Here is a 26107-nt window from a genome sequence, read left to right on the forward strand (position 1 = left end):
TACTGCGGGCAGCCGCATCCGGTGACCGGTGCCGGACGTGGTGAGCTGGAGGGGACGGTTCGCGTGAGCGAGATACCAGCGAAGGCGACGGAGCAGGACGGGCCGTCGGATGACGCTAGGGGCGAAGCTGCGGATGACGTGATGTGGCAGAGCAGTCCACCCGGTTCGATCTACGACTACATCAAGGTGGCCTCGTTCTCGATAGGCCCCGACGGTCTCATCGACCAGTGGAGCCTGCGGGCCGAGAGGCTGTTCGGAGTGCCTGCCGGCGATGCCGTGGGCAAGGACCCCATCGAGGCCTTCGTACCGCCTGAGCTGCGCAGCAGCGGGCACCGCAAGATGGCGGAGATCCTGGACGGCAGGGAGTGGACGGGGTCCGTACCCTTCCGGGCACCCGGACGGTCCGAGATGGCCGCTGGACCCGGCGGCCCTGACCGGCCCGAGGAGTCCGCGGGGCGTGGACCCGAGGAGTCCGAGGGGCCCGAAGGGGGGTCCTTCAAGGGCTCCGAAGGCATAGCCGAGGTCTACGTGATGCCGACCGAGACGGAGGACGGTGAGCGGGCCGCCGTCTGCATCGTCGTCGACGTACGGGCGCTCCGGCAGATCGAGACGGACCTCGCGGCGTCGCAGGCCATTTTCGGCCAATCTCCGTTCGGCTTCCTGTTGTTCGGCACGGACCTGAAGGTGCAGCGCGCCAACCGCCGCTTCGCGTCCGTCTTCGGGGGCGGAGTCGACGAGCAACGCGGCCGTACGGTCCACGACTACCTGCCCCGGCACGAGGCCGACCGCATGGCCGCCGCCCTCAGGCGCGTCCTGGAGACCGGCGACTCCGTCACGGACATGCAGATCGTCGGCCCCGCCCCCGGCAGCAACGACCGCCGCCACTGGTCGATCAACCTCTACCGCGTGCACAGCGGTTCGGGCCGCCCCATAGGCGTCGCCGGCCTCGGCACCGACGTCACCCGGCGGCACGCCGCCGCCCGCGAGGCCGCCCACGCCCGCCGCAACCTCGCCCTGCTCAATGAGGCAGGCGCCCGCATAGGCAACTCCCTCGACCTGGAGACGACCGCCCGCGAGCTCCTCGACGTCACCGTCCCCGGCTTCTGCGACCTCGCGTCGGTGGACCTCTACCAAGGGCTGCTCGACGGCGACGAGACCCCTCCGGGCCTCGCCGACGGCAGCGCCGAGCTGCGGCGCGTCGCCTTCGCGAGCGCCGTCGCCGACGCGCCCTTCCCGGACGGCGGCCACCCCGTCGACGTGGGCGCCGTGCACCGCTTCGCCTTCACCTCGCCCTGCGCCGACGTCCTGCGCACCGCACGGCCACGGCTCGTCTCCGCTGCCGACGACGGCTCCGCGAGCAGGCTCACCGGAGGGCTCGTCCAGTCGACGCTCGCCGTGCCGATGGTCGCCCACGACACGGTCGTCGGCCTCGCCCAGTTCTCCCGCACGAAGGGAAGCGAGCCGTTCGGAGAGCGCGATCGCTCCCTAGCCGTCGAGCTCGCCGCACGCGCCGCGGTCTGTATCGACAACGCCCGCCTCTACCGCCGCGAGCACGAACGCGCACTGATACTTCAGCGCTCCTTGCTGCCGCCGGGCGACCCCGAGGCCTCCGGCCTGGACATCGCCTGCCGCTACCTCCCGGGCAACGCGGCCACCGAGGTCGGCGGCGACTGGTTCGACGTCATCGAACTGCCGGGCCATCGCACCGCCCTGGTCGTCGGTGACGTCATGGGCCGCGGCCTGCGCGCCGCCGTCGCCATGGGCGAACTGCGCACCGCCGTACGCACCTTGGCGCTCCTGGACCTGGAGCCCGCCGAGGTGCTCTCCGCGCTCGATGAGATCGCCCGCGGCCTCGGCGACCCCTCAGGCACCCAGCAGGCCACGCGAGCGGCCCGTCAGACGCGTTCCGCGAACGGGACGGACCTCTCGGAGGTCTACCTCGCCACCTGCGTCTACGCGGTCTATGACGCCGTCACGCGCCGCTGCACGTTCGCCAACGCGGGCCATCTGCCGCCCGTGCTCGTCGAGCCCGACGAATCGCCGCTCATGCTCGACGTGCCGCCCGGCATGCCCCTGGGAGTCGGCGGCGAGCCCTTCGAGGAGGTCGAGGTCGAGCTGCCCGAGGGCGCCCTGCTCGCGCTCTACACGGACGGGCTCGTCGAATCCCGCCACCACCCCCTCGACGAGGGCCTGAACGCCTTCGTACGCGCCCTCGACGACCCCGCGCCCGCCCTCGAGGACGTCTGCGACCACGTCCTGAACACCCTCGACACCCACCACGGAGAGGACGACATCGCGCTGCTCATGGCGCGCATCCAGGGCCTGCCCGCCGAGGCCGTCGGCGACTGGACGCTGCCGCGCGACCCCAAATCCGTGGGCCGGGCACGCGAACTGGCCTGCGCGCAGCTGCGCGCCTGGGACCTCGGCCCCCTCTGCGACACGACCGAACTGCTGGTCAGTGAGCTGGTCACCAACGCCCTGCGGTACGGCGAGGGCGACATCCGCCTGCGGCTCCTGCTCGACCGCACCCTGGTGTGCGAGGTGTGGGACGCGGGCCTCGTCCAGCCGCGCCGCCGTCGGGCGCGCGACACGGACGAGGGCGGCCGCGGGCTGCAGCTGGTCGGCCTGCTGAGCGCCGCGTGGGGCTCGCGCAGGACGCCGCGCGGCAAGACGGTGTGGTTCGAGATGCCGCTGCCGGACAGCGGGGTGCAGCCGATGGACGCGGCGGAGGCGCTGCTGAGTCTGTTCTGAGGGCTGTACGTCTGTGGGGGTCTGAGGCCTGTACGTTCCTGAGGCCCCGCTACGTAGTGGCCTTCAGGGCAGCGAGCCGGGCCTCGACCTCCGCCTCGTCGCCCATGCCGTCGAGCTGCTCGAACTGTGCGTCCAGGGAGGACGCGGCGAGCTCCTGCTTGCCCATCGCCCTGGCCTCCTCGCGGCGGACCTTGTCCTCGAAGCGGCTCAACTCGCTGCCCGGGTCGAGGACATCGATGCTCTGGGCGGCGTCCATCATCTGGTTCTGCGCCTGGGCCGTCTTGGCGCGGGCCACCAGTTGGTCGCGCTTCGACCGGAGCTGGGTCAGCTTGATCTTCATCTGGTCGAGGCCGGACTTCAGCTTGTCGACGACCTCGGTCTGCGAGGCGATCATCGGCTCCGCGTCCTTCGCCTCCCGCTCGGACTGCAACTGCCGCTGCAGCGCGACCTTGGCCAGGCCGTCGAACCTGTCGGCTTCCACGGCGCTCCCGCCGGTCCGCAGCTCGTCCGCCTTCTTGCTGGCGGCGATCGCCTTGGCGCCCCACCCGTCGGCCGCGTCCCGGTCCTCCTTGTGGTCCAGTTCCAGCATCCGCAGATTGCCGATGGTGGTCGCGACCGCCTCCTCGGCCTCCTGGATGTTGTTCGTGTAGTCGCGGATCAGCTGGTCGAGCATCTTCTGCGGGTCCTCGGCCTGATCGAGGAGGGAGTTGATGTTGGCCTTGGCGAGCTGGGCCACGCGTCCGAGGATCGTCTGCTTGGTCATGACGAGCTCCTTCTATGAGGGTTGGTAGGAGTTGCTCCTGCGCCGGGCTCAGAACCTCCCGCCCCCGCCCATCCGCCCCCGGGTCCCCCCGCCACCGAAGCTCCCGGGCCGCCCTCCGCCGAAACCGCCCCCTCCGAAGCCGCCGATTCCGCCGCCCGTCCCGCGGCCCATGCCTCCGAAGAGCTCGCCGAGGATGATGCCGCCGAGGACCGCGCCGCCCATGCCGCCGCCGTGCCCGCCGCCGCCTCCGTAGGGGTTGCCGTAGCCGCGTACGTCCCGCTCGGCGAGCTGCTGTGCCTGCCGGGCCCGGGCGTCGGCCTGCTGGGCCTCCGCGAGGGCCGCGGCGGCGTCGGTGTCCCGCGTGGCCTCCGCGCCGGAGAGGTGCCGCTGCGCCTCGGCCAGGCGGGTCCTCGCCTCGCTGCCCACGCCGCCCCGGTGCGTGTCGATGAAGTCGGCCGCCGTTCCCACGGCGCTGCGCGCGGTGAGCAGGGCCTGGCCGAGGAGGGAGGCCGCGCGCCGGCTCGTGACCTCGCGTTCCCGGGCGCCCGCGAGGGATTCGTCGAGGACCGTGTCGGCCTCCTCGACCCGGCGCAGGGCGTCGATCGGGTCGTACGGGCCCGCCGCGATCTTCTTGCGGACCTCGGCGGCCACCGACTCCGCACGGGCGATACGGCCGTGCAGGTCGGCCGTGGAGGCGCCCGCCATGGTGCCTTCGAGGAGGCCGCGCGCCTCGGCGAGGTCGGTCTCCGTCTCGGTGAGTGCGGCGGGGAGCTTCTCCGCGGCGAGCGCGAGCTCCTCGGCGAGCCGGTCGACGGCGTCCACGAAGGTGCCCGCCTGGTCGACGGCGCCTTCTGCGGCACGCAGATGGACAGCCGCCTTGCCGTTGTCGCCCGCGTCGATGGACTGCCGGGCTTCGTTGAGGTGTGTCGTGGCGAAGACGAGGCGGTCCTTGGCCTGCTCCACATGGCCCACGACGGGCGCGGAAGCGGACGGCGCGTACCGCTCCCGGAGCGTGCCCAGAGCGCTCTCCGCTCCGGTGGCCCGCGCGGTGACCTGCCGGAACACCGTTTCGGCGTGCTCCAGGGCCTGGGCCGCGTCGCGTTCGAGGGCACGCAGCTGGTCGAAGCCCGCGGCCTCCGCGTCGAGGCGCCGGCCCGCCTCGGTGCAGCGCGCGACGATCTCGTCCAGCATGGTGCGCTTGGTCGCGTCGTCCTCCGGATAGGCGTCGTCCAGCTGCTGGCGCACCTTGAAGGCCTTGGTCAGCTCGGAGCGTGCGTACGCGAGCGCGTCCGTGAAGGGCCGCACCGCCTCCTCGCCGAACTGGGCGGTGGCGAAGCCGAGTTCCTCGGCGCTGGTGCGGATCGCGTCGTCGGTCTCCACCAGGAGCTGCTTGCTCTGCTTGTCGAGCTCCGGGAGCGGAGTCCGCTGCTCGCCCGGTGCCCCCTTGCCCCAGCCCCCGCCTCCGGGCGTCGTACGCGTGTGGGCGCGCCGCTTGCGGCGGCTGTACGCGACCGCGGCGAGGGCACCCGCGCCGCCGACCGCCACGATGGGCAGGACGAGGTCGCCGGCGACCTGGTCGTCGCCGCTGTCGCCGCCGCCCGGATCGGCCTGCCCAGGGGTGATCGCCGGGGTGGGGACCGGCTGGCCGGAGAGGACCGCGCGGTAGCCGTTCGCGGCGCCGATGGCCGCGCCCGCCCAGTCGTTCTGCCGCAGCGCGGGCTTGATGGCGGTGGTCGCGACGTCCTGGAGCTGGGCCTCCGTGAGCCGCGAATCGACGTCTACGGAGTAGGCGTACTGGCGGTCGTGCGTGGCGACGGCGAGCAGCGCGTCGTCCAGGCCGAGCCCGTTGCGCTCGGCGGTGGCGTCCGCCCAGTCCTGTGCGCCGCGTCCGGAGAAGTCACGTACGTAGACGACGAAGAGCTGCAGGCCACGGTCGTCGTAGAGCTGGTCGAGCGCCCGTTCGGTGGTGTCCTTATGGGCGCCGAGCGCGCCCACCTTGTCGGTGATCTGGCCGTCGCGCGAGAGCGTGACCGGGTCGTCGGCCGGGGCGGCGAGTGCCGCGGGGGCGGACAGGAGCAGCAGGCACCACGCGAGCAGTGCGATGGCTGCCGCTGGCGCCCGCACGGCTATCTGCGAGGGCGGCGTCACATTTGGGAGCGTATGACCGTCTTGGGGGGTGCGCGACCGGGGGGACGCCGGGGCGGGGCCTCCAGGCCTGCCTCACCCCGCGAACTCCACCTCCGGATACCTCCCCGAAGGACCGTCCAGCAGGTGGTCGTCCCGTCCCCGGAGCCAGCGGTCGAAGAACGACGTCGTATAGGCCCGTTCCGCTGCCACCGCGCGGTTCGGATCGACCGTGCCCACGTTCTCCTCGATGACCTTCCGGTCCACCCCCGCCTGCGGGAGCAGCGCCGCCAGGTCCGTGTACGTCTGGTGCGTCGAGCCGCGCAGGGTCAGATTCCGCTTCCAGCCGGTCGTGTGGGACCAGAACTCCCGCCATGACGGCTCCGTCGTGCGGTCGTTGCCCTGACTCCCCATGAGGAGGAACGGGCGGGTCAGGCCGTGCCGGGCCACCGGCGTGAGGTTCGTGCCGTTCGGTTCCGGGTTGTGTTCCAGGGTGCCGTCCATGTTCAGCCCTGCCGTGACCCGCTTGTCCTCGTACATCGTCTCGGCCGCCGCCATCCCGCCCGCCGACTGGCCGAACATGCCCACCCGCTTCCGGTCCACGACCCCGGACAGACCGTGCGGCAGCGAGCCGAGGCTGTCCAGGACGAACTTCGAGTCGGCCACCCGGACGTCCAGGACCTTCTTGAGCAGCGCAGGCACGGCTTCGTTCCGCTGCGCCTCCGCGAAGGCATCGAGGAGCGGGGCGTCGTCCTTGACCGAGCCGTCCGGGAACTGCACCCCGGGCGCTTCATACGTGTGGTCGATCGTCACCACCACATAGCCGTGGCTCGCCAGCTCCTCGACCGCTGAAGTGCCCCAGGTCCGCGGGTCGTTGGCCCCCGACGCGTACAGCAGGACCGGGCGTCGGCCGTCGCTCGTGTCGGCCGGTGCCCCCTCCCGCGCGTGCGTGCGCGTGGCCGCGAAGTCGATCGCGTCCTTCGGTATGCCGTGGGGCGCCTTCGCGTTCCAGAGCTCTGCCGCGCCCGGCGCCATGTACGGAGCGAGGCGGTGCCCCGGGCGGCCCGGATAGCCCGCCGCCGGGTACCAGACGCTGATCATCAGCTCTCGGTACGGCACGGACCTCACCCACGGGTCGTGCCGTGAGGTGTCGACGAGGCGTGTCGACACCGTGCCTATGCGGTGCGGCCCTGTGGGGGCCGGGAGCTTCGCCGCGATGCCCGTGGTCCGCGCCTGCGCGGAGGCGGGTGCGGGGGCAGCCGACACCGTCGCCGCCAGACCGGCGGCCGCGAGACCGAGCACCGTGCGCCTGGCGGGAGCCGAACGCGTCACAGCCGAAGAAGAGTTCATGCCCCCATGCTGATCTCGCCCCGCCCCCCGTGACCATGGGGATAGCCCCCGGCCCGCCAGGCCCCTACTCCCCCCGCCGCCGGATCTTGTTCCCGAGCCACACCAGCGGATCGTACTTCCGGTCGACTGCCCGCTCCTTCAAGGGAATCAAGGCATTGTCCGTGATCTTGATGCCCTCCGGGCACACCTCCGTACAGCACTTCGTGATGTTGCAGTAGCCGAGCCCGTGCTCGTCCTGGGCGGTCTTCTTGCGGTCGATGCCGCTCTCCGCCGCCGCGTCCAGCGGGTGCATGTCCAGCTCCGCGACCCGCATCAGGAAGCGCGGTCCCGCGAACGCCGCCTTGTTCTCCTCGTGGTCGCGCACCACATGGCACGTGTCCTGGCACAGGAAGCACTCGATGCACTTGCGGAACTCCTGGGAGCGGTCCACGTCAGCCTGCTGCATGCGGTACTCGCCGGGGCCCACGCCCTCCGGCGGTACGAAGGCCGGCACCTCCCGTGCCTTCGTGTAGTTGAAGCCGACGTCCGTCACCAGGTCCCGCACCACGGGGAAGGCCCGCAGCGGTGTCACCGTGATGACGTCCTCGCGGCTGAACACCGACATCCGCGTCATGCACATCAGCCGTGGCCGGCCGTTGATCTCCGCAGAGCACGAACCGCACTTGCCCGCCTTGCAGTTCCAGCGCACCGCCAGGTCGGGGGCCTGGGTCGCCTGCAGGCGGTGGATGATGTCGAGGACGACCTCGCCTTCGTTGACCTCGACCTTGAAGTCCTCCAGATCGCCGCCCCCGACGTCCCCGCGCCAGACCCGGAACCGTGCGTCGTACGAGGTGGAACTCGGCGTGGACGCAGACATAGACGTACTCACTCGTAAAGCTCCTCTTCGGCCAGGTACTTGACCAGCTCTTCCTTCTCGAAGAGAGCAAGCAGGTCGGGACGGATGGGCTCGGTGGTGACCCGCACCAGGTCGATCTGGCCGCGCACGGGATCCGTCGCCGCCAACCCGCCCGAAGGGTCCGTGAGTTGGCAGAGCAGGTTCGCGCGGCGCCATTCGCGGTTCATCCCCGGATGGTCCTCACGGGTGTGCCCGCCACGGCTCTCCGTGCGCTCCAGGGCGGCCCGCGCCACGCACTCGCTGACGAGCAGCATGTTGCGCAGGTCGAGTGCCAGGTGCCAGCCGGGGTTGAACTGGCGGTGGCCCTCGACGCCCGCCCGCCGTGCCCGCACCCGCAGCTCCGCCAGCTTCTCCAGGGCCTGTTCCATCTCGCCCTCGCGGCGGATGATGCCGACCAGGTCGTTCATCGTCTGCTGGAGTTCCTGGTGGAGGGTGTACGGATTCTCATGCGTGGCCCCGTCCTCGGGGCCCTCCGCGCTGAACGGCCGCAGCGCCTCGGCCGCCGCCGTGTCCACCTGGACCTCGTCGACCTGGGGCCGCGCGTCGGCACCGGGGAACCCGGCCGCGTACCGTGCCGCGTGCAGTCCCGCGCGCCGCCCGAAGACGAGCAGGTCGGACAGGGAGTTGCCGCCGAGCCGGTTGGAGCCGTGCATGCCACCGGCGACCTCTCCGGCCGCGTACAGGCCAGGGACGCGCTGTGCCGCCGCCGTGTCCGACTCGACCGCGATGCCGCCCATCACGTAGTGGCAGGTCGGTCCGACCTCCATCGCCTCCGCCGTGATGTCCACGTCCGCGAGTTCCTTGAACTGGTGGTACATGGAAGGGAGCCGGCGCCTGATGACCTCTGCGGGCATGCGCGTCGACACGTCGAGGAAGACCCCGCCGTGCGGCGAACCGCGCCCCGCCTTCACCTCGGAGTTGATGGCGCGCGCCACCTCGTCGCGCGGCAGCAGTTCCGGTGGCCGCCGGTTGTTGTCCGGGTCCTCGTACCAGCGGTCGCCCTCGTCCTCGGACTGCGCGTACTTCTCCTTGAAGACGTCCGGTACGTAGTCGAACATGAACCGCTTGCCTTCGGAGTTGCGCAGTACCCCGCCGTCGCCGCGCACCGACTCGGTGACCAGGATGCCCTTCACCGAGGGCGGCCAGACCATCCCCGTCGGGTGGAACTGCACGAACTCCATGTTCAGGAGCGGCGCGCCGGCGAGCAGCGCCAGCGCGTGGCCGTCGCCCGTGTACTCCCAGGAATTCGACGTCACCTTGAAGGACTTGCCGATGCCGCCGGTCGCCAGGACCACGCTCGGGGCTTCGAGCACGAAGAAGCGGCCCGACTCGCGGTCGTAGCAGAACGTGCCGCTGACCCGCTCGCCCTCCTTCAGTACGCGCGTGACCGTGCATTCCTGAAAGACCTTCAGGCGCGCTTCGTAATCACCGAATTCGCGTTCGTCCTCCTGCTGGAGAGAGACGATCTTCTGCTGGAGCGTACGGATCAGTTCGAGGCCGGTCCGGTCGCCGACGTGCGCGAGGCGCGGGTACTCGTGCCCCCCGAAGTTGCGCTGGGAGATCCGCCCGTCCGCCGTACGGTCGAACAGGGCTCCCCAGGTCTCCAACTCCCATACCCGGTCGGGTGCTTCGCGCGCGTGCAGCTCGGCCATCCGCCACTGGTTGAGGAACTTGCCGCCGCGCAGGGTGTCGCGGAAGTGGACCTGCCAGTTGTCGCCGGAGTTCACATTGCCCATGGAGGCCGCGATGCCGCCCTCGGCCATCACCGTATGGGCCTTGCCGAACAGGGACTTGCAGATCACAGCGGTACGCGCGCCCTGCTCACGTGCCTCGATCGCGGCCCGCAGGCCCGCTCCTCCGGCTCCCACCACGACAACATCCCACTGCTGCCGCTCCACTTGAGACATCAGAACAACCTCGGATCGTCGAAGGCGCCGGACGCGATCAGATACACGTAGAAGTCGGCGAGCGCCACACTCACCAGGGAGGCCCAGGCGAGCAGCATGTGCCGTGCGTTGAGCTTTCCGACCCACTGCCACATGCGGTACCGCACGGGATGCTTGGAGAAGTGCTTGAGCTTGCCGCCGACGATGTGTCGGCAGGAATGACAGGAGAGCGTGTACGCCCAGATCAGCACGATGTTGACCACCATGACGAGCGTGCCGAGACCCACATGGCCCCACTCGTAGTGCTCGTCGCGGAACGAGAGCACGGTGTCGTACGTGAGGATGCCCGCCACCGGTACCGCCGCGTAGAAGAAGTAGCGGTGGATGTTCTGCAGGATGAGCGGGAAGCGGGTCTCTCCGGAGTACTTCTTGTGCGGCTCGGCCACCGCGCAGGCGGGCGGTGAGGCCCAGAAGCCGCGGTAGTAGGCCTTGCGGTAGTAGTAGCAGGTCAGGCGGAAGCCGAGCGGGAAGATCAGGATGAGCAGGGCGGGGGAGAGCCCCCACCAGCTGCCGAAGATCTCCCAGTTGGGCCCTGACCGCATCGGTTCGCAGTTCTCGGCGAGGCACGGCGAGTAGAACGGTGAGACGTAGGGCGCCGCGTAGTAGTCAGCGTTCGCGAAGGCCCGCCACGTCGAGTAGACGATGAAGGCGAAGAGTCCGGCGGCGGTCGCGGCGGGCGCCAGCCACCAGCGGTCGGTCCGCAGATGGGCAGCGCTGATCGCGGCGCGCGTCGCCGCTCGCACGCCGCCGGGATCCTGACCGCTTTTCAGATGAGGTTCCGTGCCAGTGGCCAACGAGGCTCCACTCCTTTGTCCTCAGGGGGGCGGGACTCGGTCGCGCGGGGCGAGCCGGGCGGATCAGGGGGCATGCCGGTCGCTCGCGCCGAGGCCCTCGTCGTCCGAGTCCGTCCACAGAGAGCTGTCGTACGGCGTATCGGGGATGGTGACCAGGTCGGGGCGCTTCTGTGGGGCGCCGCCGGTGCCCGGAGCCGTGGCGCGAAGGAGCGCGACGCTCTCGCGCAGATGGTCGGCGTCCGAGCGGACGCGGCGTACGTCGATCGCGGCAAGACCACCCTGGGCGCCCTCGCCGACCTGCTGCTCCAGCTTGCCGACGGTGCGGACCAGTTCGTCGACGCAGCGCTGAACAGCCGTCAGATCATCCTGCAGAGCCATGACTTGCCCTCACTTCAGGGGTGCGGCGGCAACGTTCATGCGCCTGCGAGTGTCGCGCGTCACATCCCGGCTTGTGAAGGGATCTGCCGGGATTCCCGGCTCGTGCGTGCTGAAGTGCGCCGAAACGCGCCGGGGTGCGCGCCGCAGCCCCGGCCGTGTCTCGGGTACGCCGCGGCCGTCGTCACGCTCGGTCACGCCCGGTTGGGCCGCACGAGTGGGATATGGCGCCCCCACGCCGTGTCGCTCCGGTGTGCCGGGTCCCGTCCCCTTCAGTGGATCGATAGATGTGATCAGCTCCATATACCGCCATACGTGATCAAACCCGGCCCGGTCCTGGTAGCGGGCGGCCGGGCGAGCCCCGGAGGTACCCGTCATGTCCCCAGACCGCGCCAGACTGAGATCTGCCGTGTTCCTCGCCACGGGCGTGCTAGTTCTGCCCGCCCTGTCCGCCTGCAGCGCTCAGGACGAGGCGGGCGCACCGACCGCGGGCCAGGACGTCGCGCCCGCGGCCCGGGATCTCGTCGCCGACGGCGGGACCATGAACTGGGCCCTCGACGAGATGCCGGAGACCCTCAACTCCTTCCAGTCGGACGCCGACGCGGGCACCTCGCGGATCGCGGGCGCGGTCCTGCCGTCGATGTTCCGGCTCGACGCCAAGGGCAGGGCGCAGCAGAACACCGACTTCCTGGAGTCGGCGGAGGTCGTCGAGCGCGAGCCCAAGCAGGTCGTGCTCTACAAGCTCAACCAGCAGGCGGTGTGGAGCGACGGCCGGGAGATCGGGGCCGATGACTTCGCCGCGCAGCAGCGCGCCCTGTCCGGGAAGGACAGCGCGTACTGGACGGCGCGCAACGCGGGCTACGACCGCATCGAGAAGATCGAGCGCGGCGCGGACAACCTGGAGGTGCGCGTCACCTTCAACAAGCCGTACGCGGACTGGCGTTCGCTCTTCTCGCCGCTGTACCCCAAGGAGGTCATGGGCACTCCTGACGCCTTCAACGACGGTGCGCGGCGGGGGCTCAAGGTGAGCGCGGGACCGTTCTCGGTGCAGGCGTTCGGCAGCAAGGCGGACGAGGTCACGCTGACCCGCAATCCGCGCTGGTGGGGCAGGCCCGCCAAGCTCTCCAAGCTCGTCCTGCGCGAGGTTCCGCGCGAGGAGCGTGCCGCCGCCCTCGCGCAAGGGAAGATCGACCTCGCCGAGATCGACGCCCCGGAGGCTCGCCGCATCACGAACGCGGCCCGCGACCAGGGTGCCCAGGGTCCGCTCGGCCACGGCCCCGAGGCGCAGCTGACCCCGGCCAAGGCGCTGCGTTCCTGGGCGGTCGCCAACGGCTCGGACGAGGAGGCGGCCGACGCCGAGCAGCAGGTCCGCGCGAAGACCCACAAGGCGATCAAGAAGTACGCCACCGAACAGACGGGCCTGCGGGGCTACACCGTCCGCAAGTCCCTCGAACCGGCCTACACCCAGCTCGCCCTCAACGGCACCGAGGGCCCGCTCGCGGACGACCGGGTGCGCCGTGCGGTGGCCCGCGCCCTCGACCGCGACGAGATCGCCGAGGCGGTCCTGTCGCCGCTCGGCCTGCCCGCCGAGCCGGTCGGCAGCCACCTGGCGCTCGCCGGCCAGCAGGCGTACGCCGACAACAGCGGGGCCCTGGGCGACCAGGACACCGCGGAGGCGCGGGCGCTGCTCGCCGACGCGGGGTGGACGCCCGGCGGTCCGGTGAAGGAGCCGAAGGGGAAGACGGCCGGGGGCGAGGCGGACGCGAAGAAGGCGAAGGCGGGATCCGACTCGGGGGAATCCGACTCCAAGGAGGAATCGGGCTCCCGGGAGGACTCGGGTGGCGACGGCACGTACGTCGTCGGCGAGGAGGACCAGAAGCCGGGCGACAGCGGCACCTCGGTGCTCGCGCCCGCTCCGGCGGCGGCCTACCAGCAGGCGGCGCTGACCCGCCAGGCCGCGTCCCTCACGCCGCGCGAGGCGGACAAGGAGAAGAAGAAGGACCCCGGCGGGCACACCAAGCAGCAGGCCGAGAAGCACACGGACAAGCAGGCCGCGAAGGGCGGTGCGCCCGGCGCGTACGCCCCCAAGGGCACCGCGGCACCCGCCGCCACCTCCGCGGCGGCGGGCCCGATGGCCAAGGACGGCAAGCCCCTCACCCTCCGCTTCGTCCTGCCGTCCGGTGAGGGTTCGGAGTCGCTGCGGACCGTGGCGGACCGGATCTCGCGGATGCTGGAGAAGATCGGGATCCGCACGGAGACGGCGAAGGTCGCCGACGAGAGCTACTTCAAGGACCACATCGCGTCCGGTCAGTACGACCTCGCCCTCTACTCCTGGCCCGCGTCGGCCTTCCCGGCCACGGACGCGCGCCCGATCTTCGCCAAGCCGGTGCCGGCAGCGGACGGCTCGCTGAACGTCGAGCAGAACTACACGCGGGTCGGCACGGACCACATCGATCAGTTGTTCGATCAGGCGATGGGGGAGCTCGACGAGGACGAGAACAGGGCTCTGGTCAAGAAGGCCGACGCCCGCATCTGGGCCGAGGCGGGATCCATCCCCCTCTATCAGCGCCCCCAGCTGATGGCGGCCCGCACGAACCTCGCGAACGCGGGTGCCTTCGGCTTCCAGTCCCCGAACTTCGAGGACATGGGCTTCCTGAAGCCGGGCGCCAAGCCCGCGGGCAAGCAGCCGAAGAAGTAGCTCCGTCGCAGGTCACGCTCAGATTCAGCTCAACTCCCTTGCCCGCCGGCCACCCCGGCGGGCAAGGTCGTTCCCAGTCCTTGACCCGTACGCTTCCCCAGCAGCACCCATAACCCCAGTAACCCCTGGTCAGACCCCCACCAGGGCCCCGCGGAGGTCACCTCCGCGCAAGGCACGTAGACTGGGGTGAGGCCGTGGCGTGTTCTGCCCGGCAGGGCACGCGTGCCGGACCGTACGCGCGGCCATCCACTCTTCCCGGGAGAAGCGCAGCTCGTATGCCCACGCGCCATGACATTCGTAATGTTGCCATCGTCGCCCACGTCGACCACGGCAAGACCACCCTGGTCGACGCCATGCTCAAGCAGGCCGGCTCCTTCGCCGCGCACGCCGCAGAGTCCCTCGACGACCGCATGATGGACTCGAACGACCTGGAGCGTGAGAAGGGCATCACGATCCTGGCCAAGAACACGGCCGTCAAGTACCACCCCAAGGATGGCGGCGACGTCATCACCATCAACATCATCGACACCCCCGGTCACGCCGACTTCGGTGGTGAGGTCGAGCGCGGCCTGTCGATGGTGGACGCGGTCGTCCTCCTCGTGGACGCCTCCGAGGGCCCGCTGCCGCAGACCCGCTTCGTGCTCCGCAAGGCGCTCGCGGCCAAGATGCCGGTCATCCTGTGCATCAACAAGACGGACCGCCCTGACTCCCGGATCGCCGAGGTCGTCGACGAGACGTACGACCTGTTCCTGGACCTGGACGCGGACGAGGACCAGATCGAGTTCCCGATCGTCTACGCCTGCGCCCGTGACGGCGTCGCCTCGCTGACCAAGCCGGAGGACGGCACCGTCCCGGCCGACAGCGAGAACCTGGAGCCGTTCTTCTCCACGATCCTGGACACCGTCCCGGCTCCGGAGTACGACGAGGACGCCCCGCTCCAGGCCCACGTCACGAACCTCGACGCCGACAACTTCCTCGGCCGTATCGCGCTCTGCCGTGTCGAGCAGGGCGAGCTGCGCAAGGGCCAGACCGTCACCTGGATCAAGCGTGACGGCTCGCAGTCCAACGTCCGCATCACCGAGCTGATGATGACCGAGGCGCTCACGCGCAAGCCCGCCGAGAAGGCGGGCCCGGGTGACATCTGCGCCATCGCCGGTATTCCGGAGATCATGATCGGCGAGACCCTCGCCGACCCCGAGAACCCGATCGCGCTCCCGCTGATCACGGTCGACGAGCCCGCGATCTCCATGACCATCGGCACCAACACCTCGCCGCTCGTCGGCAAGGGCGGCAAGGGCCACAAGGTCACCGCCCGCCAGGTGAAGGACCGTCTGGACAAGGAGCTCATCGGCAACGTCTCGCTCCGTGTCCTGGACACCGAGCGTCCCGACGCCTGGGAGGTCCAGGGCCGTGGTGAGCTCGCGCTCGCCATCCTGGTCGAGCAGATGCGCCGCGAGGGCTTCGAGCTGACCGTGGGCAAGCCCGAGGTCGTCACCAAGCAGATCGACGGCAAGACGTACGAGCCGATCGAGCGCATGACGATCGACTCGCCCGAGGAGCACCTCGGCGCCATCACGCAGCTGATGGCGACCCGCAAGGGCCGCATGGAGACGATGACCAACCACGGCTCCGGCTGGATCCGCATGGAGTGGATCGTCCCGTCGCGTGGCCTCATCGGCTTCCGTACGGAGTTCCTGACGCAGACCCGCGGCACCGGCATCGCGCACTCGATCTTCGAGGGCCACGAGCCGTGGTTCGGCGACCTGCGCACCCGTCACAACGGCTCGCTCGTCGCGGACCGTTCGGGTTCGGTCACGCCGTTCGCGATGGTCAACCTCCAGGAGCGCGGTGTCATCTTCACCGAGGCCGGCACCGAGGTGTACGAGGGCATGATCGTCGGCGAGAACTCGCGCGCCGACGACATGGACGTGAACATCACCAAGGAGAAGAAGCTCACCAACATGCGTGCGGCTTCCGCGGACACGACCGAGAACGTCGTGCCCGCCCGCAAGCTCTCGCTCGAGCAGTCCCTGGAGTTCTGCCGCGACGACGAGTGCATCGAGGTGACTCCGGAGACCGTGCGTATCCGCAAGGTCGTCCTGGACGCCAAGCAGCGTGGCCGCAGCGCCTCGCGCGCCAAGCACGGCTGAGCACCTGAGCCCCGGGCACAACTGCCGCTGACGCTCGGAGAATTCGGCATCTGAGGCCGGTTTCCGCCCCTCCCGACCGGGAGAGGCGGGACCGGCCTCTACGCGTCTGCGGGGGATACCCCTCTGCACGGACCCCGGCGGCACTACGCTGGCCCAGGCCCCGGGAGGCGACGGTTCCCCACCATCCCGCCGCCTTCGCGACTCTCCGCGCATCTACGCGCGTCCACGGATTCGCCTCCGAAGGCGTCGCGAGCCGTCTTCGACGCGGCCCGCCGCAACCGGTTTTCATGGACCATCTGTCCGGAATGCGGACGTCGTTGACCGTTAGATGTGTAACACGTCCGTTTCGCAACCATCTATCTCGGATCGGTTTGTCCGGATTTTGGAAGTTGTACGCACCAGGTGTGATTGAACCGAGACCAAAAGAGTGTGGTCGGGCGGTACCTCATGGCTAATAGTTGACCGCGTATAGCTCGGGTCAATGGGTCACGCGCTGTGGGGAGCGCCGACTCACGAGCACTCTGGGGTACTCGATCTACGCGCCGTCAGGGGTGTCGGCGCGGTTTCTCGTACCCCCTCTTGTAGTGAACAAGTGGACTCATGAGGAGGAACCCCATGCGTGGTGCCAAGAGCGCCAAGTGGGTCGCGATAGCGGGTGTCGTGGCGCTGACGGCAACGGCCTGCGGCGGCGGCGACAGCGACAGCGGCAACAGTGGCAAGGTCGACCCCAAGGGGATCGTCAGCTATGCCAACGGCGAGCCGCAGAACGCCCTGCAGCCTTCCAACACCATGGAGGCATACGGAAGCGTCGTCATCGACTCGCTCTTCACGGGCCTGGTCCACTACGACAAGCAGGGCAACATCACCTACGAGAACGCCGAGTCGGTCACCCCCGACAAGGACTCCAAGGTGTGGACCGTCAAGCTGAAGCCGGGCTGGAAGTTCCACAACGGCGAGGCCGTCACGGCCAAGTCGTACGTGGACGCCTGGAACTGGGCCGCCAACCCGGCCAACGGCCAGCAGAACAGCTCCTGGTACCGCGACATCGTCGGCTACGACAAGGTCCACCCCGAGAAGGGGAAGGCCACCGCCAAGGCGATGGAGGGTCTGAAGGTCGTCGACGACAACACCTTCACCATCACGCTGAACAACGGCATCCCGTACTACGCGTACAAGCTGGTCTACGCGCCCTTCTACCCGCTGCCTTCGGCGGCCCTGAAGGACCCGAAGAAGTACGGCGAGGCGCCGGTCGGCAACGGCCCGTACAAGTTCTCGAAGTGGGACCACAAGAAGATCATCCAGGTCCGCGCCTGGGACGGCTTCAAGGGCGAGAAGCCGAAGAACGGCGGCATCGACTTCAAGGCCTACACCAAGGACACGGCGGCCTACGCCGACCTGAAGTCGGACAACGTCGACTCGATGCCGATCGTGCCGAACAGCGAGATCGCCAACTTCAAGCAGGACTTCGGCGACCGCGCCATCGAGCAGGACTTCTCGGCGATCAACACGATCAACCCGGCCTTCTACACGAAGCAGTGGAAGGACATCGACGTCAAGGTCCTCCAGGGCCTCTCGATGGCGATCGACCGCGACACCATCGCCAAGACCGTGTTCCACGGCACGCGTGAGTCCGCCACCGGCTGGGTCGCCAAGGGCGTCAAGGGCTACCAGAAGGACGCCTGCGGCGAGTACTGCAAGTTCGACGCCAAGAAGGCCAAGTCCCTCATCAAGGAGGGCGGCGGTGTTCCCGGCAACAAGATCTCCATCCAGTACAACGCCGACCAGCCGCACAAGGACTGGGTCGTCGCGGTCTGCAACAGCATCACCAACTCGACCGGCGTCAAGTGCGTCGGCGACGCGGTGACGGACTTCGCGGCCGACACGGAGATCCGCGACCAGAAGAAGGTCAAGTCGATCTACCGCTCCGGATGGGTGCTCGACTACCCGTTCAACGGCAACTTCCTCGCCGACCTCTACGGCACCGGCGTCGACGGCAACAAGGGCGGCTTCTCGGACAAGAAGTTCGACGCGCTGACCAAGAAGGCCGACGCGGCGAAGACGATCGAGGAGTCCGCCAAGCTGTACGGGCAGGCCGAGAAGGAACTGCAGAACAGCTTCCCGGGCATCCCGCTCTGGTACAACAAGACGCTCTCCGCGTACTCGAACAACGTGAAGGGCATGGAGTTCGACCAGGCCGGCGACCCGATCCTCACTGACGTTCAGGTCTTCGAGAAGAAGTAGTAGTCGTCGGAGCCCTTTCCCGTGAGCGACGCCCGGCGATCCCGGGCGTCGCTCACGGGTGGCTCCGCAATGGACGGAGGCACCACCATGGGGCGCTACGTCGCGAGGCGACTGCTCCAGATGATCCCGGTCTTCATCGGGACAACCCTGCTGATCTTCCTGATGGTCAATGTGCTCCCAGGCGACCCGGTCGCCGCGCTGTGGGGCGACAAGCCGCCGGACCCGGCACAGGTCGCGCAGATCAAGCATGACCGAGGGCTTGATCTACCGCTGTGGCAGCAGTATCTGCACTACATGTGGGGATTGCTGCAGGGAGACTTCGGCAACACCATCGCCGGAAACAGACCCATTCTCGACGAGATCACGCAGGCTTTCCCGGTCTCGATGCGCCTCGCCGCCATGGCGTGGACCTTCGAGCTCATCGTCGGTATCGGCCTCGGCGTACTGGCGGGTGTGAAGCGCGGTCGGTTCATCGACAACACGGTGACCCTGTTCACCCTGCTCGTGATCTCCGTCCCGATCTTCGTGTTCGGACTGTTCCTCCAGCTGATCTTCGGCAACGAACTCGGCTGGGTGACGCCCACGGTCCAGGACTCCGAGGAGTTCACCCAACTCCTGCTGCCCGCCCTGGTACTCGGTCTGGTCGGCCTCGCCTACGTGGCGCGCCTGACCCGTACGTCCATCGCGGAGAACCGGCAGGCGGACTACATCCGCACGGCGGTCGCCAAGGGGCTGCCGAGGCAGCGCATCATCTCCCGGCACCTGCTGCGCAACTCCCTGATTCCCGTGGTCACTTACCTGGGCACGGACATCGGCACCCTCATGGGTGGTGCGGTGATCACCGAGGGCATCTTCAACGTGACCGGCGTCGGCAACCTTCTCTTCAAGGCGCTGAGCCAGCGCGAGGGCGCCGTCATCGTCGGCATCGTGACCTGCCTGGTGCTCGTGTACCTCCTCGCCAGCCTGCTCGTCGACCTGCTTTACGCGGTCCTGGACCCGAGGATCCGTTATGCCTGACCTCACCAAGACCCCGGCCACGGACGAGGCACAGGCCGTGGCCATCGCCGATGCCGACGCCAAAGTGGTGGACGCCGACGCGCCCAGCAAGCCGCGCAGCCTGTGGGGGGACGCCTGGCGCGACCTCCGCCGCAGGCCCATGTTCCTCGCGGCGACGGCACTGATCATTCTGGTGCTCATGCTGGCGGCCTTCCCCAGCCTGTTCACCAGCGCCGATCCCCGGTACGGCGATCTGACCAAGCACTTCCTGGAGAAGCCGAACCTCACCCACTTCTTCCAGGCCGACTGGTTCGGCTACGACCGCCAGGGGCGCAGCATCTACGCCCGGGTGGTCTACGGCACGCGGAACTCGATCATGGTCGGCCTCGGCGTGACGATTCTGATCACGCTCTTCGGTGGCCTGGTCGGCATGCTCGCCGGTTACTTCGGCGGCTTCTGGGACAGCCTGCTCTCGCGGATCATCGACGTCTTCTTCGGCATTCCGTTCCTGCTCGGCGCGATGGTTGTCCTGAACGCCTTCAACAACCCGAACGTCTGGGTGATCACCGGCGCTCTGGCCTTCCTCGGCTGGACACAGATCGCCCGCGTGATGCGCGGCGCGGTCATCACGACCAAGCACGCGGACTACGTGGTGGCGGCACGCGCGCTCGGAGCGGACACCAAGCGGATCCTGTTCCGGCACATCCTGCCGAACGCCCTCGCTCCGGTGATCGTCATCGCGACCATCGCCCTCGGTACGTACATCGTCGCGGAGTCGACCCTGTCCTTCCTCGGCCTTGGCTTCGGCGGCGACGAGTTCTCCTGGGGCAGTGACATCTCCGACTCACTGGACGACATCCGCAACAACCCGCACACGCTGATCTTCCCGGCGGGACTGCTGAGTATCACGGTGCTGGCGTTCATCATGATGGGTGACGCCGTACGCGAAGCCCTCGACCCGAAGCTGCGCTGAGGGAGGCGTAAATGACCAGCATCGACATCAAGGAAAATTCGGTTCCCGCCCCCCGCTCGGGCGAGGAAAAGAGCGGCAGGCTGCTTGACGTCAAGGACCTGCACGTCGAGTTCCACACCCGTGATGGTGTGGTCAAGGCGGTCAACGGAGTCGACTACAGCGTGGACGCCGGTGAAACGCTCGCCGTCCTCGGCGAGTCCGGCTCCGGCAAGTCCGTGACGGCCCAGGCCATCATGGGCATCCTCGACATGCCGCCCGGCAAGATCCCGCAGGGCGAGATCCTCTTCCGCGGCCAGGACATGCTGAAGATGTCCAACGAGGAGCGCAGGAAGATCCGCGGCCGCAAGATCGCCATGATCTTCCAGGACGCGCTCTCCTCCCTCAACCCCGTGCTCTCGGTGGGCTATCAGCTCGGCGAGATGTTCCGGGTGCACGAGGGAATGTCGCGCAAGCAGGCCAAGGCCAAGGCCGTCGAGCTGATGGACAAGGTCAAGATCCCGGCCGCCAAGGAGCGGGTGAACGACTACCCGCACCAGTTCTCCGGCGGTATGCGCCAGCGCATCATGATCGCGATGGCGCTCGCCCTGGAGCCGGACCTGATCATCGCGGACGAGCCGACGACGGCGCTCGACGTCACGGTCCAGGCCCAGGTCATGGACCTGCTCGCCGAGTTGCAGCGCGAGTACAACATGGGCCTGATCCTCATCACCCACGACCTGGGTGTGGTCGCGGACGTCGCCGACAAGATCGCGGTGATGTACGCGGGCCGGATCGTCGAGACGGCCCCGGTCCACGAGCTCTACAAACGCCCCGCGCACCCGTACACGCGCGGTCTGCTCGATTCGATTCCCCGTCTCGACCAGAAGGGCCAGGAGCTCTACGCGATCAAGGGCCTCCCGCCCAACCTGCTCCACATCCCGACCGGTTGCGCCTTCAACCCGCGCTGCCCCAAGGCGCAGGACATCTGCCGGACGGACGTCCCGGCCCTGGTGCCGGTGAGCGAGCAGGACGGCACTGAGCTGCCCGGCCGCGGCAGCGCGTGCCACTTCTGGAAGGAGACGATCCATGGCTGAGCTCAAAAAGACTGACGAGTCTCAGGACGCGACCCCGAGCGTCTCCGAGGTGGAGAAGGTCGACGCGGCCACCCCCGAGGAGGCCGTGGCCGTGATCGAGGCGCCGGCCGAGCGCGGCGAGCCGATCCTCCAGGTCCGCAACCTGGTCAAGCACTTCCCTCTCACCCAGGGAATCCTGATCAAGAAGCAGATCGGAGCGGTCAAGGCGGTCGACGGCATCTCGTTCGACCTCTTCCAGGGCGAGACCCTTGGCATCGTGGGCGAGTCCGGCTGTGGCAAGTCCACGGTCGCCAAGCTTCTGATGACCCTGGAGAGCGCCACGGCGGGTGAGGTCTTCTACAAGGGCCAGGACATCACCAAGCTGTCCGGGCGCGCGCTGAAGGCGGTCCGTCGCAACATCCAGATGGTGTTCCAGGACCCGTACACCTCGCTCAACCCCCGTATGACGGTGGGCGACATCATCGGGGAGCCCTTCGAGATCCACCCCGAGGTGGCTCCCAAGGGCTCGCGCCGCCAGAAGGTCCAGGACCTCCTGGACGTGGTGGGCCTGAACCCGGAGTACATCAACCGCTACCCGCACCAGTTCTCGGGCGGCCAGCGCCAGCGCATCGGCATCGCCCGAGGCCTGGCACTGAACCCCGAGATCATCATCTGCGACGAGCCGGTCTCGGCCCTGGACGTCTCCGTCCAGGCCCAGGTCATCAACCTGATGGAGAAGCTCCAGGACGAGTTCAACCTCTCCTACCTCTTCATCGCGCACGACCTGTCGATCGTCCGGCACATCTCGGACCGCGTGGGCGTGATGTACCTCGGCAAGATGGCGGAGATCGGCTCGGACGAGCAGATCTACGAGCACCCGACGCACCCGTACACGCAGGCGCTGCTCTCCGCGGTGCCGGTGCCGGACCCGGAGGCGCGCGAGGGCCGCGAGCGGATCATCCTCACCGGCGACGTCCCGTCCCCGGCGAACCCGCCCTCGGGCTGCCGCTTCCGCACCCGCTGCTGGAAGGCGGAGGCGAAGTGCGCGGAGGAGACCCCGCTGCTCGCGATCCCGCAGCGGTTCGCGGGCCAGGACACTCCGGCGGCACACGAGTCGGCGTGCCACTTCGCGGAGGAGAAGGACGTCGTGCACGCGGCGTGAGCGTGTGTATGGCCTGTACGTGATGGGGCGCCCGGAACCGAGAGGTTCCGGGCGCCTTGTCAGTTCTCGACGTTTCCCTGCTTGTACGGCTCCTTGTTCCCGCAGCGGCCGCGCACGGGTGGGACATCCGGGGGTTTTCCCGGTCCTACTGGCCCCGGAAAGACCCCACAAAGATGCGCGACACCCCGCATTAGGGTGTATTTGGGCCTAAGTCTGACTTAGGCCTGAAAGGGAGGCTCTCCATGCGTGGAGCCACGCACGCCAAATGGGCCGCATGTGCGGTGACCGTCGCGCTCGCGGCGACCGCCTGTGGTGGAGGCGGGGACAGCGGCGGTGGCGGTGACGGCTCCGGGATCGTGGGCTCCTCCTGGGGTGATCCGCAGAATCCTCTGGAGCCTGCGAACACCAATGAGGTGCAGGGCGGCAAGGTTCTCGACATGATCTTCCGGGGTCTCATGCGGTACGACCCGAAGACCGGCGAGGCCAAGAACATGGTCGCCGAAAAGATCGACACCAAGGACTCGCAGAATTTCACCGTGAAGATCAAGAACGGATGGAAGTTCAGCAACGGCGAAGCCGTCACCGCGAAGTCCTTCGTCGATGCCTGGAATTACGGCGCCCACCTCAAGAACAACCAGAAGAACGCCTACTTCTTCGGCTACATCGAGGGCTACGACAAGGTCCACCCGGAGAAGGGCGACGCCAGTGCCGACACCCTCTCCGGACTGAAGGTCGTCGACGACACCACCTTCACCGTCAAGCTCACGCAGAAGTTCTCCACCTGGCCCAAGACCCTCGGCTATCCGGCCTTCGCGCCGCTGCCCAAGGCGTTCTACGACGACCACGACGCGTGGCTCGCCAAGCCTGTCGGTAACGGCCCGTACACCGTGGACTCGTACGCCAAGGGCTCCAAGATGGCCCTGCGCAAGTGGGATGGCTACACGGGCGACGACAAGGCGAAGAACGGCGGTGTGGATCTCAAGGTCTACACCGACAACAACACCGCCTACACGGACCTGATGGCGGGGAACCTCGACCTCGTCGACGACGTTCCCGCCTCGCAGCTCAAGAACGCCAAGAGCGATCTGGGTGACCGCTACATCAACACCCCCGCGGGCATCATCCAGACCCTCGCTTTCCCGTTCTACGACAGCAAATGGTCGAAGCCTGGGATGGAGAAGGTCCGGCAGGGGCTCTCCATGGCCATCAACCGTGAGCAGATCACCGAGACCATCTTCCAGCAGACCCGAACCCCCGCCACGGACTGGACCTCCCCGGTGCTCGGCAAGGACGGCGGGTACAAGGAAGGCCTCTGCGGCGACCCCTGCAAGTACGACGCGGACAAGGCGAAGAAGCTGGTCGAGGACGGTGGCGGAATCCCCGGCGGGACGCTGAAGATCACGTACAACGCGGACACCGGCTCGCACAAGGAATGGGTCGACGCGGTCTGCAACTCCATCAACAAGGCCCTCGGAAACGACAAGTCCTGTGTCGGCAGTCCGGTCGGGACCTTCGCCGACTTCCGCAGCCAGGCCTCCCAGCAGAAGCTGGACGGCGCCTGGCGCGCGGGCTGGCAGATGGACTACCCGCTGATCCAGAACTTCCTGCAGCCGCTGTATTACACGGATGCCCCGTCCAACGACGGAAAGTGGTCCGACGAGGAATTCGACAAGCTCGTCGACAAGGCCAACTCCGAGACCGACACCGCAAAGGCCGTCTCCACCTTCCAGGACGCCGAGAAGGTGCTCGCCGAACAGATGGCGGTCATTCCGCTCTGGTACCAGAACGGCAGCGCCGGCTACTCGGACAAGGTCTCCGACGTGTCGCTGAACCAGTTCAGCGTCCCGGTCTACAACGAGATCACGGTCAACTGAGGCCCAGGGAGCGGTCGTCCGGCGGTTCGCAGTCGCGCCGGACGACCGCTCCCGTTACTTCCGGAGCCCCTCATGGGACGTTATGTGATCCGGCGTCTGCTGCAGATGATCCCGGTCTTCTTCGGCGCCACGCTGCTCATCTTCCTGATGGTGAACGTGATGGGCGACCCCATCGCGGGCCTGTGCGGGGACCGAAAGTGCGACCCCGCGACGGCCGATCAGCTGAAGAAGGAATTCGGCCTCGATAAGCCCGTGTGGCAGCAGTACGCGACCTACATGGGCAATGTCTTCACCGGTGACTTCGGTACCGCCTTCAACGGGCAGAAGGTCACCGAGCTGATGTCGACGGCCTTCCCGCTCACGATCCGCCTGACGCTCGTCGCGATCGTCTTCGAGATCGTCATCGGGATCTCGCTGGGCGTCGTCACGGGGCTGCGGCGCGGGCGTCCCATCGACACCGTCGTCCTGCTCCTGACGCTCGTCGTCATCGCCATCCCCACCTTCGTCACCGGCCTGCTGCTCCAGCTGCTGCTCGGCGTCGAATGGGGCGTGATGAAACCCTCCGTCTCGTCGGAGGCGCCCATCAACGAACTCATCGTGCCGGGACTCGTCCTCGCCTCGGTCTCCCTGGCCTACGTCACCCGGCTCACCCGGACCTCCATCGCCGAGAACCGCCGCGCCGACTACGTCCGCACGGCCATCGCGAAGGGGCTGCCCAGGCACCGCGTCATCACCCGGCATCTGCTGCGCAATTCACTCATCCCGGTGGTCACCTTCATCGGCACGGACATCGGCGCCCTGATGGGCGGTGCGATCGTCACCGAGCGGATCTTCAACATCCACGGCGTCGGCTTCCAGCTCTACCAAGGAATCATCCGGCAGAGCACCCAGACCGTCGTCGGCTTCGTGACCGTCCTCGTCCTGGTCTTCCTGGTGGCCAACCTGATCGTCGACCTCCTTTACGCCGTACTCGACCCGAGGATCCGCTATGCCTGAACCCCGAGAGCCAGACGGAGCCATCGCCCCGACCGGTGCCGGGGGCGCGATGGACCTCGCGGCGACCGAGGGGACCACACTGGAGACGACACCGGGCGGGCCCAGCGGCACCGGTCCGGCCCGCAGCCTGTGGTCCGACGCCTGGCGCGAGCTGCGGCGGAACCCGATCTTCATCATCTCGGGCCTCATCATTCTCTTCCTCGTCTTCATCTCCCTCTGGCCGTCCGCGATCGCCTCCGGCAACCCGCTCGACTGCGACCTCGCCAACGCCCAGAAGAGCTCCACGGCCGGCCACCCCTTCGGCTTCGACGGCCAGGGCTGCGACGTCTACACGCGGACCGTGTACGGGGCCCGCGCCTCGGTCACCGTCGGCGTCTGCGCCACGCTCGGCGTCGCGATCCTGGGCAGCGTGCTCGGCGGGCTCGCGGGGTTCTTCGGCGGGTTCTGGGACGCGATCCTCTCCCGGATCACCGACGTCTTCTTCGCCATCCCCGTCGTACTCGGCGGCCTGGTGCTCCTGTCGGTCGTCACCAGCAACACCGTCTGGCCGGTGATCGGCTTCATGGTCCTGCTCGGCTGGCCGCAGCTCTCGCGCATCGCCCGCGGCTCCGTGATCACGGCCAAGCAGAACGACTACGTCCAGGCGGCTCGGGCGCTCGGCGCCTCCAACTCGCGGATGCTCCTTCGGCACATCGCGCCGAACGCGATCGCCCCGGTGATCGTGGTCGCCACCATCGCGCTCGGCACGTACATCGCCCTGGAGGCGACGCTCTCGTACCTCGGCGTCGGCCTGAAGCCGCCCACCGTGAGCTGGGGCATCGACATCTCGGCCGCGTCCCAGTACATCCGCAACGCCCCGCACATGCTGCTCTGGCCCGCCGGAGCGCTCGCGATCACCGTGCTCGCGTTCATCATGCTCGGCGACGCCGTGCGCGACGCCCTCGACCCGAAGCTGAGGTAGGCGCCC

General features: G+C 68.5%; 18 protein-coding genes. 11 read left to right on the forward strand and 7 right to left on the reverse strand.

Features of this window, described 5'->3' with window-relative positions:
- Positions 1-63: 63 nt before the first annotated feature.
- Positions 64-2751, forward strand: a complete 2688-nt coding sequence (locus tag AC5P1C_RS26225) for a SpoIIE family protein phosphatase (protein ID WP_493868383.1) — start codon at positions 64-66, stop codon at positions 2749-2751.
- 49 nt (positions 2752-2800) lie between these two features.
- Here AC5P1C_RS26225 and AC5P1C_RS26230 read toward each other — a convergent pair whose 3' ends face one another.
- From AC5P1C_RS26230 to AC5P1C_RS26260, 7 genes are all read right to left on the reverse strand, one after another.
- Positions 2801-3514 (reverse strand): PspA/IM30 family protein, encoded by a 714-nt coding sequence (locus tag AC5P1C_RS26230; protein ID WP_493868384.1) that lies wholly within the window; start codon positions 3512-3514, stop codon positions 2801-2803.
- 48 nt (positions 3515-3562) lie between these two features.
- A complete protein-coding gene (locus AC5P1C_RS26235; RefSeq protein ID WP_493868385.1) occupies positions 3563-5662 on the reverse strand; it encodes a TPM domain-containing protein in 2100 nt (699 codons plus the stop codon).
- A gap of 72 nt (positions 5663-5734) precedes the next feature.
- On the reverse strand, positions 5735-6988 hold the full coding sequence (locus tag AC5P1C_RS26240; protein ID WP_493868386.1) for an alpha/beta hydrolase family protein: 1254 nt from the start codon (positions 6986-6988) through the stop codon (positions 5735-5737).
- Positions 6989-7052: 64 nt separating this feature from the next.
- Positions 7053-7844, reverse strand: coding sequence for a succinate dehydrogenase/fumarate reductase iron-sulfur subunit (locus AC5P1C_RS26245; protein WP_493868387.1), 792 nt, complete (start codon positions 7842-7844; stop codon positions 7053-7055).
- An 8-nt stretch (positions 7845-7852) separates the two neighbouring features.
- Complete coding sequence (locus AC5P1C_RS26250) at positions 7853-9790, reverse strand: fumarate reductase/succinate dehydrogenase flavoprotein subunit (RefSeq protein WP_493868388.1); 1938 nt, start codon at positions 9788-9790, stop codon at positions 7853-7855.
- Entirely contained in the window at positions 9790-10623 is an 834-nt protein-coding gene (sdhC, locus tag AC5P1C_RS26255) for a succinate dehydrogenase subunit SdhC (protein WP_493868389.1), read from the reverse strand. Before sdhC ends, AC5P1C_RS26250 begins: the two co-directional genes overlap by 1 nt.
- A gap of 63 nt (positions 10624-10686) precedes the next feature.
- Entirely contained in the window at positions 10687-11001 is a 315-nt protein-coding gene (locus AC5P1C_RS26260; RefSeq protein WP_493868390.1) for an Rv0250c family protein, read from the reverse strand.
- A gap of 373 nt (positions 11002-11374) precedes the next feature.
- Here AC5P1C_RS26260 and AC5P1C_RS26265 point away from each other — a divergent pair, with 373 nt between their 5' ends.
- The 10 genes from AC5P1C_RS26265 (at position 11375) to AC5P1C_RS26310 (ending at position 26101) form a co-directional block, all read left to right on the forward strand.
- On the forward strand, positions 11375-13696 hold the full coding sequence (locus tag AC5P1C_RS26265; protein ID WP_493868391.1) for an ABC transporter family substrate-binding protein: 2322 nt from the start codon (positions 11375-11377) through the stop codon (positions 13694-13696).
- A gap of 275 nt (positions 13697-13971) precedes the next feature.
- Complete coding sequence (gene typA, locus AC5P1C_RS26270) at positions 13972-15846, forward strand: translational GTPase TypA (RefSeq protein WP_493868392.1); 1875 nt, start codon at positions 13972-13974, stop codon at positions 15844-15846.
- Positions 15847-16461: 615 nt separating this feature from the next.
- On the forward strand, positions 16462-18087 hold the full coding sequence (locus AC5P1C_RS26275) for a peptide ABC transporter substrate-binding protein (RefSeq protein ID WP_493868393.1): 1626 nt from the start codon (positions 16462-16464) through the stop codon (positions 18085-18087).
- An 87-nt stretch (positions 18088-18174) separates the two neighbouring features.
- On the forward strand, positions 18175-19104 hold the full coding sequence (locus AC5P1C_RS26280; RefSeq protein WP_493868394.1) for an ABC transporter permease: 930 nt from the start codon (positions 18175-18177) through the stop codon (positions 19102-19104).
- Positions 19097-20056: an ABC transporter permease gene (locus AC5P1C_RS26285; protein WP_493868395.1), complete on the forward strand. Its 960-nt coding sequence runs from the start codon at positions 19097-19099 to the stop codon at positions 20054-20056. The genes AC5P1C_RS26280 and AC5P1C_RS26285 overlap by 8 nt, the downstream gene beginning before the upstream one ends.
- Before the next feature lie 11 nt (positions 20057-20067).
- Positions 20068-21129 carry an ABC transporter ATP-binding protein gene (locus tag AC5P1C_RS26290; RefSeq protein ID WP_493868396.1) on the forward strand — a complete coding sequence of 354 codons (1062 nt, stop codon included), beginning with the start codon at positions 20068-20070 and terminating at the stop codon, positions 21127-21129.
- Positions 21122-22270 (forward strand): ABC transporter ATP-binding protein, encoded by a 1149-nt coding sequence (locus AC5P1C_RS26295; RefSeq protein ID WP_493868397.1) that lies wholly within the window; start codon positions 21122-21124, stop codon positions 22268-22270. Before AC5P1C_RS26290 ends, AC5P1C_RS26295 begins: the two co-directional genes overlap by 8 nt.
- 242 nt (positions 22271-22512) lie before the next feature.
- Complete coding sequence (locus AC5P1C_RS26300) at positions 22513-24144, forward strand: peptide ABC transporter substrate-binding protein (protein WP_493868398.1); 1632 nt, start codon at positions 22513-22515, stop codon at positions 24142-24144.
- Between the two features lie 72 nt (positions 24145-24216).
- Positions 24217-25140 (forward strand): ABC transporter permease, encoded by a 924-nt coding sequence (locus tag AC5P1C_RS26305; protein ID WP_493868399.1) that lies wholly within the window; start codon positions 24217-24219, stop codon positions 25138-25140.
- Positions 25133-26101, forward strand: coding sequence for an ABC transporter permease (locus AC5P1C_RS26310; RefSeq protein ID WP_493868400.1), 969 nt, complete (start codon positions 25133-25135; stop codon positions 26099-26101). Before AC5P1C_RS26305 ends, AC5P1C_RS26310 begins: the two co-directional genes overlap by 8 nt.
- Positions 26102-26107 lie beyond the last annotated feature (6 nt).

This window comes from Streptomyces sp. A18 (assembly GCF_059026065.1).

Excerpts from the sequence above, each read along its gene's own strand:
- AC5P1C_RS26230 (WP_493868384.1), bottom strand. The coding sequence starts at position 3,514 with ATGACCAAGCAGACGATCCTCGGACGCGTGGCCCAGCTCGCCAAGGCC.
- AC5P1C_RS26245 (WP_493868387.1), bottom strand. The coding sequence starts at position 7,844 with ATGTCTGCGTCCACGCCGAGTTCCACCTCGTACGACGCACGGTTCCGG.
- AC5P1C_RS26300 (WP_493868398.1), top strand. The coding sequence starts at position 22,513 with ATGCGTGGAGCCACGCACGCCAAATGGGCCGCATGTGCGGTGACCGTC.
- AC5P1C_RS26275 (WP_493868393.1), top strand. The coding sequence starts at position 16,462 with ATGCGTGGTGCCAAGAGCGCCAAGTGGGTCGCGATAGCGGGTGTCGTG.
- AC5P1C_RS26240 (WP_493868386.1), bottom strand. The coding sequence starts at position 6,988 with ATGAACTCTTCTTCGGCTGTGACGCGTTCGGCTCCCGCCAGGCGCACG.
- AC5P1C_RS26295 (WP_493868397.1), top strand. The coding sequence starts at position 21,122 with ATGGCTGAGCTCAAAAAGACTGACGAGTCTCAGGACGCGACCCCGAGC.
- AC5P1C_RS26260 (WP_493868390.1), bottom strand. The coding sequence starts at position 11,001 with ATGGCTCTGCAGGATGATCTGACGGCTGTTCAGCGCTGCGTCGACGAA.
- AC5P1C_RS26290 (WP_493868396.1), top strand. The coding sequence starts at position 20,068 with ATGACCAGCATCGACATCAAGGAAAATTCGGTTCCCGCCCCCCGCTCG.
- AC5P1C_RS26310 (WP_493868400.1), top strand. The coding sequence starts at position 25,133 with ATGCCTGAACCCCGAGAGCCAGACGGAGCCATCGCCCCGACCGGTGCC.
- AC5P1C_RS26280 (WP_493868394.1), top strand. The coding sequence starts at position 18,175 with ATGGGGCGCTACGTCGCGAGGCGACTGCTCCAGATGATCCCGGTCTTC.
- AC5P1C_RS26305 (WP_493868399.1), top strand. The coding sequence starts at position 24,217 with ATGGGACGTTATGTGATCCGGCGTCTGCTGCAGATGATCCCGGTCTTC.
- typA (WP_493868392.1), top strand. The coding sequence starts at position 13,972 with ATGCCCACGCGCCATGACATTCGTAATGTTGCCATCGTCGCCCACGTC.
- AC5P1C_RS26250 (WP_493868388.1), bottom strand. The coding sequence starts at position 9,790 with ATGTCTCAAGTGGAGCGGCAGCAGTGGGATGTTGTCGTGGTGGGAGCC.
- AC5P1C_RS26265 (WP_493868391.1), top strand. The coding sequence starts at position 11,375 with ATGTCCCCAGACCGCGCCAGACTGAGATCTGCCGTGTTCCTCGCCACG.
- AC5P1C_RS26285 (WP_493868395.1), top strand. The coding sequence starts at position 19,097 with ATGCCTGACCTCACCAAGACCCCGGCCACGGACGAGGCACAGGCCGTG.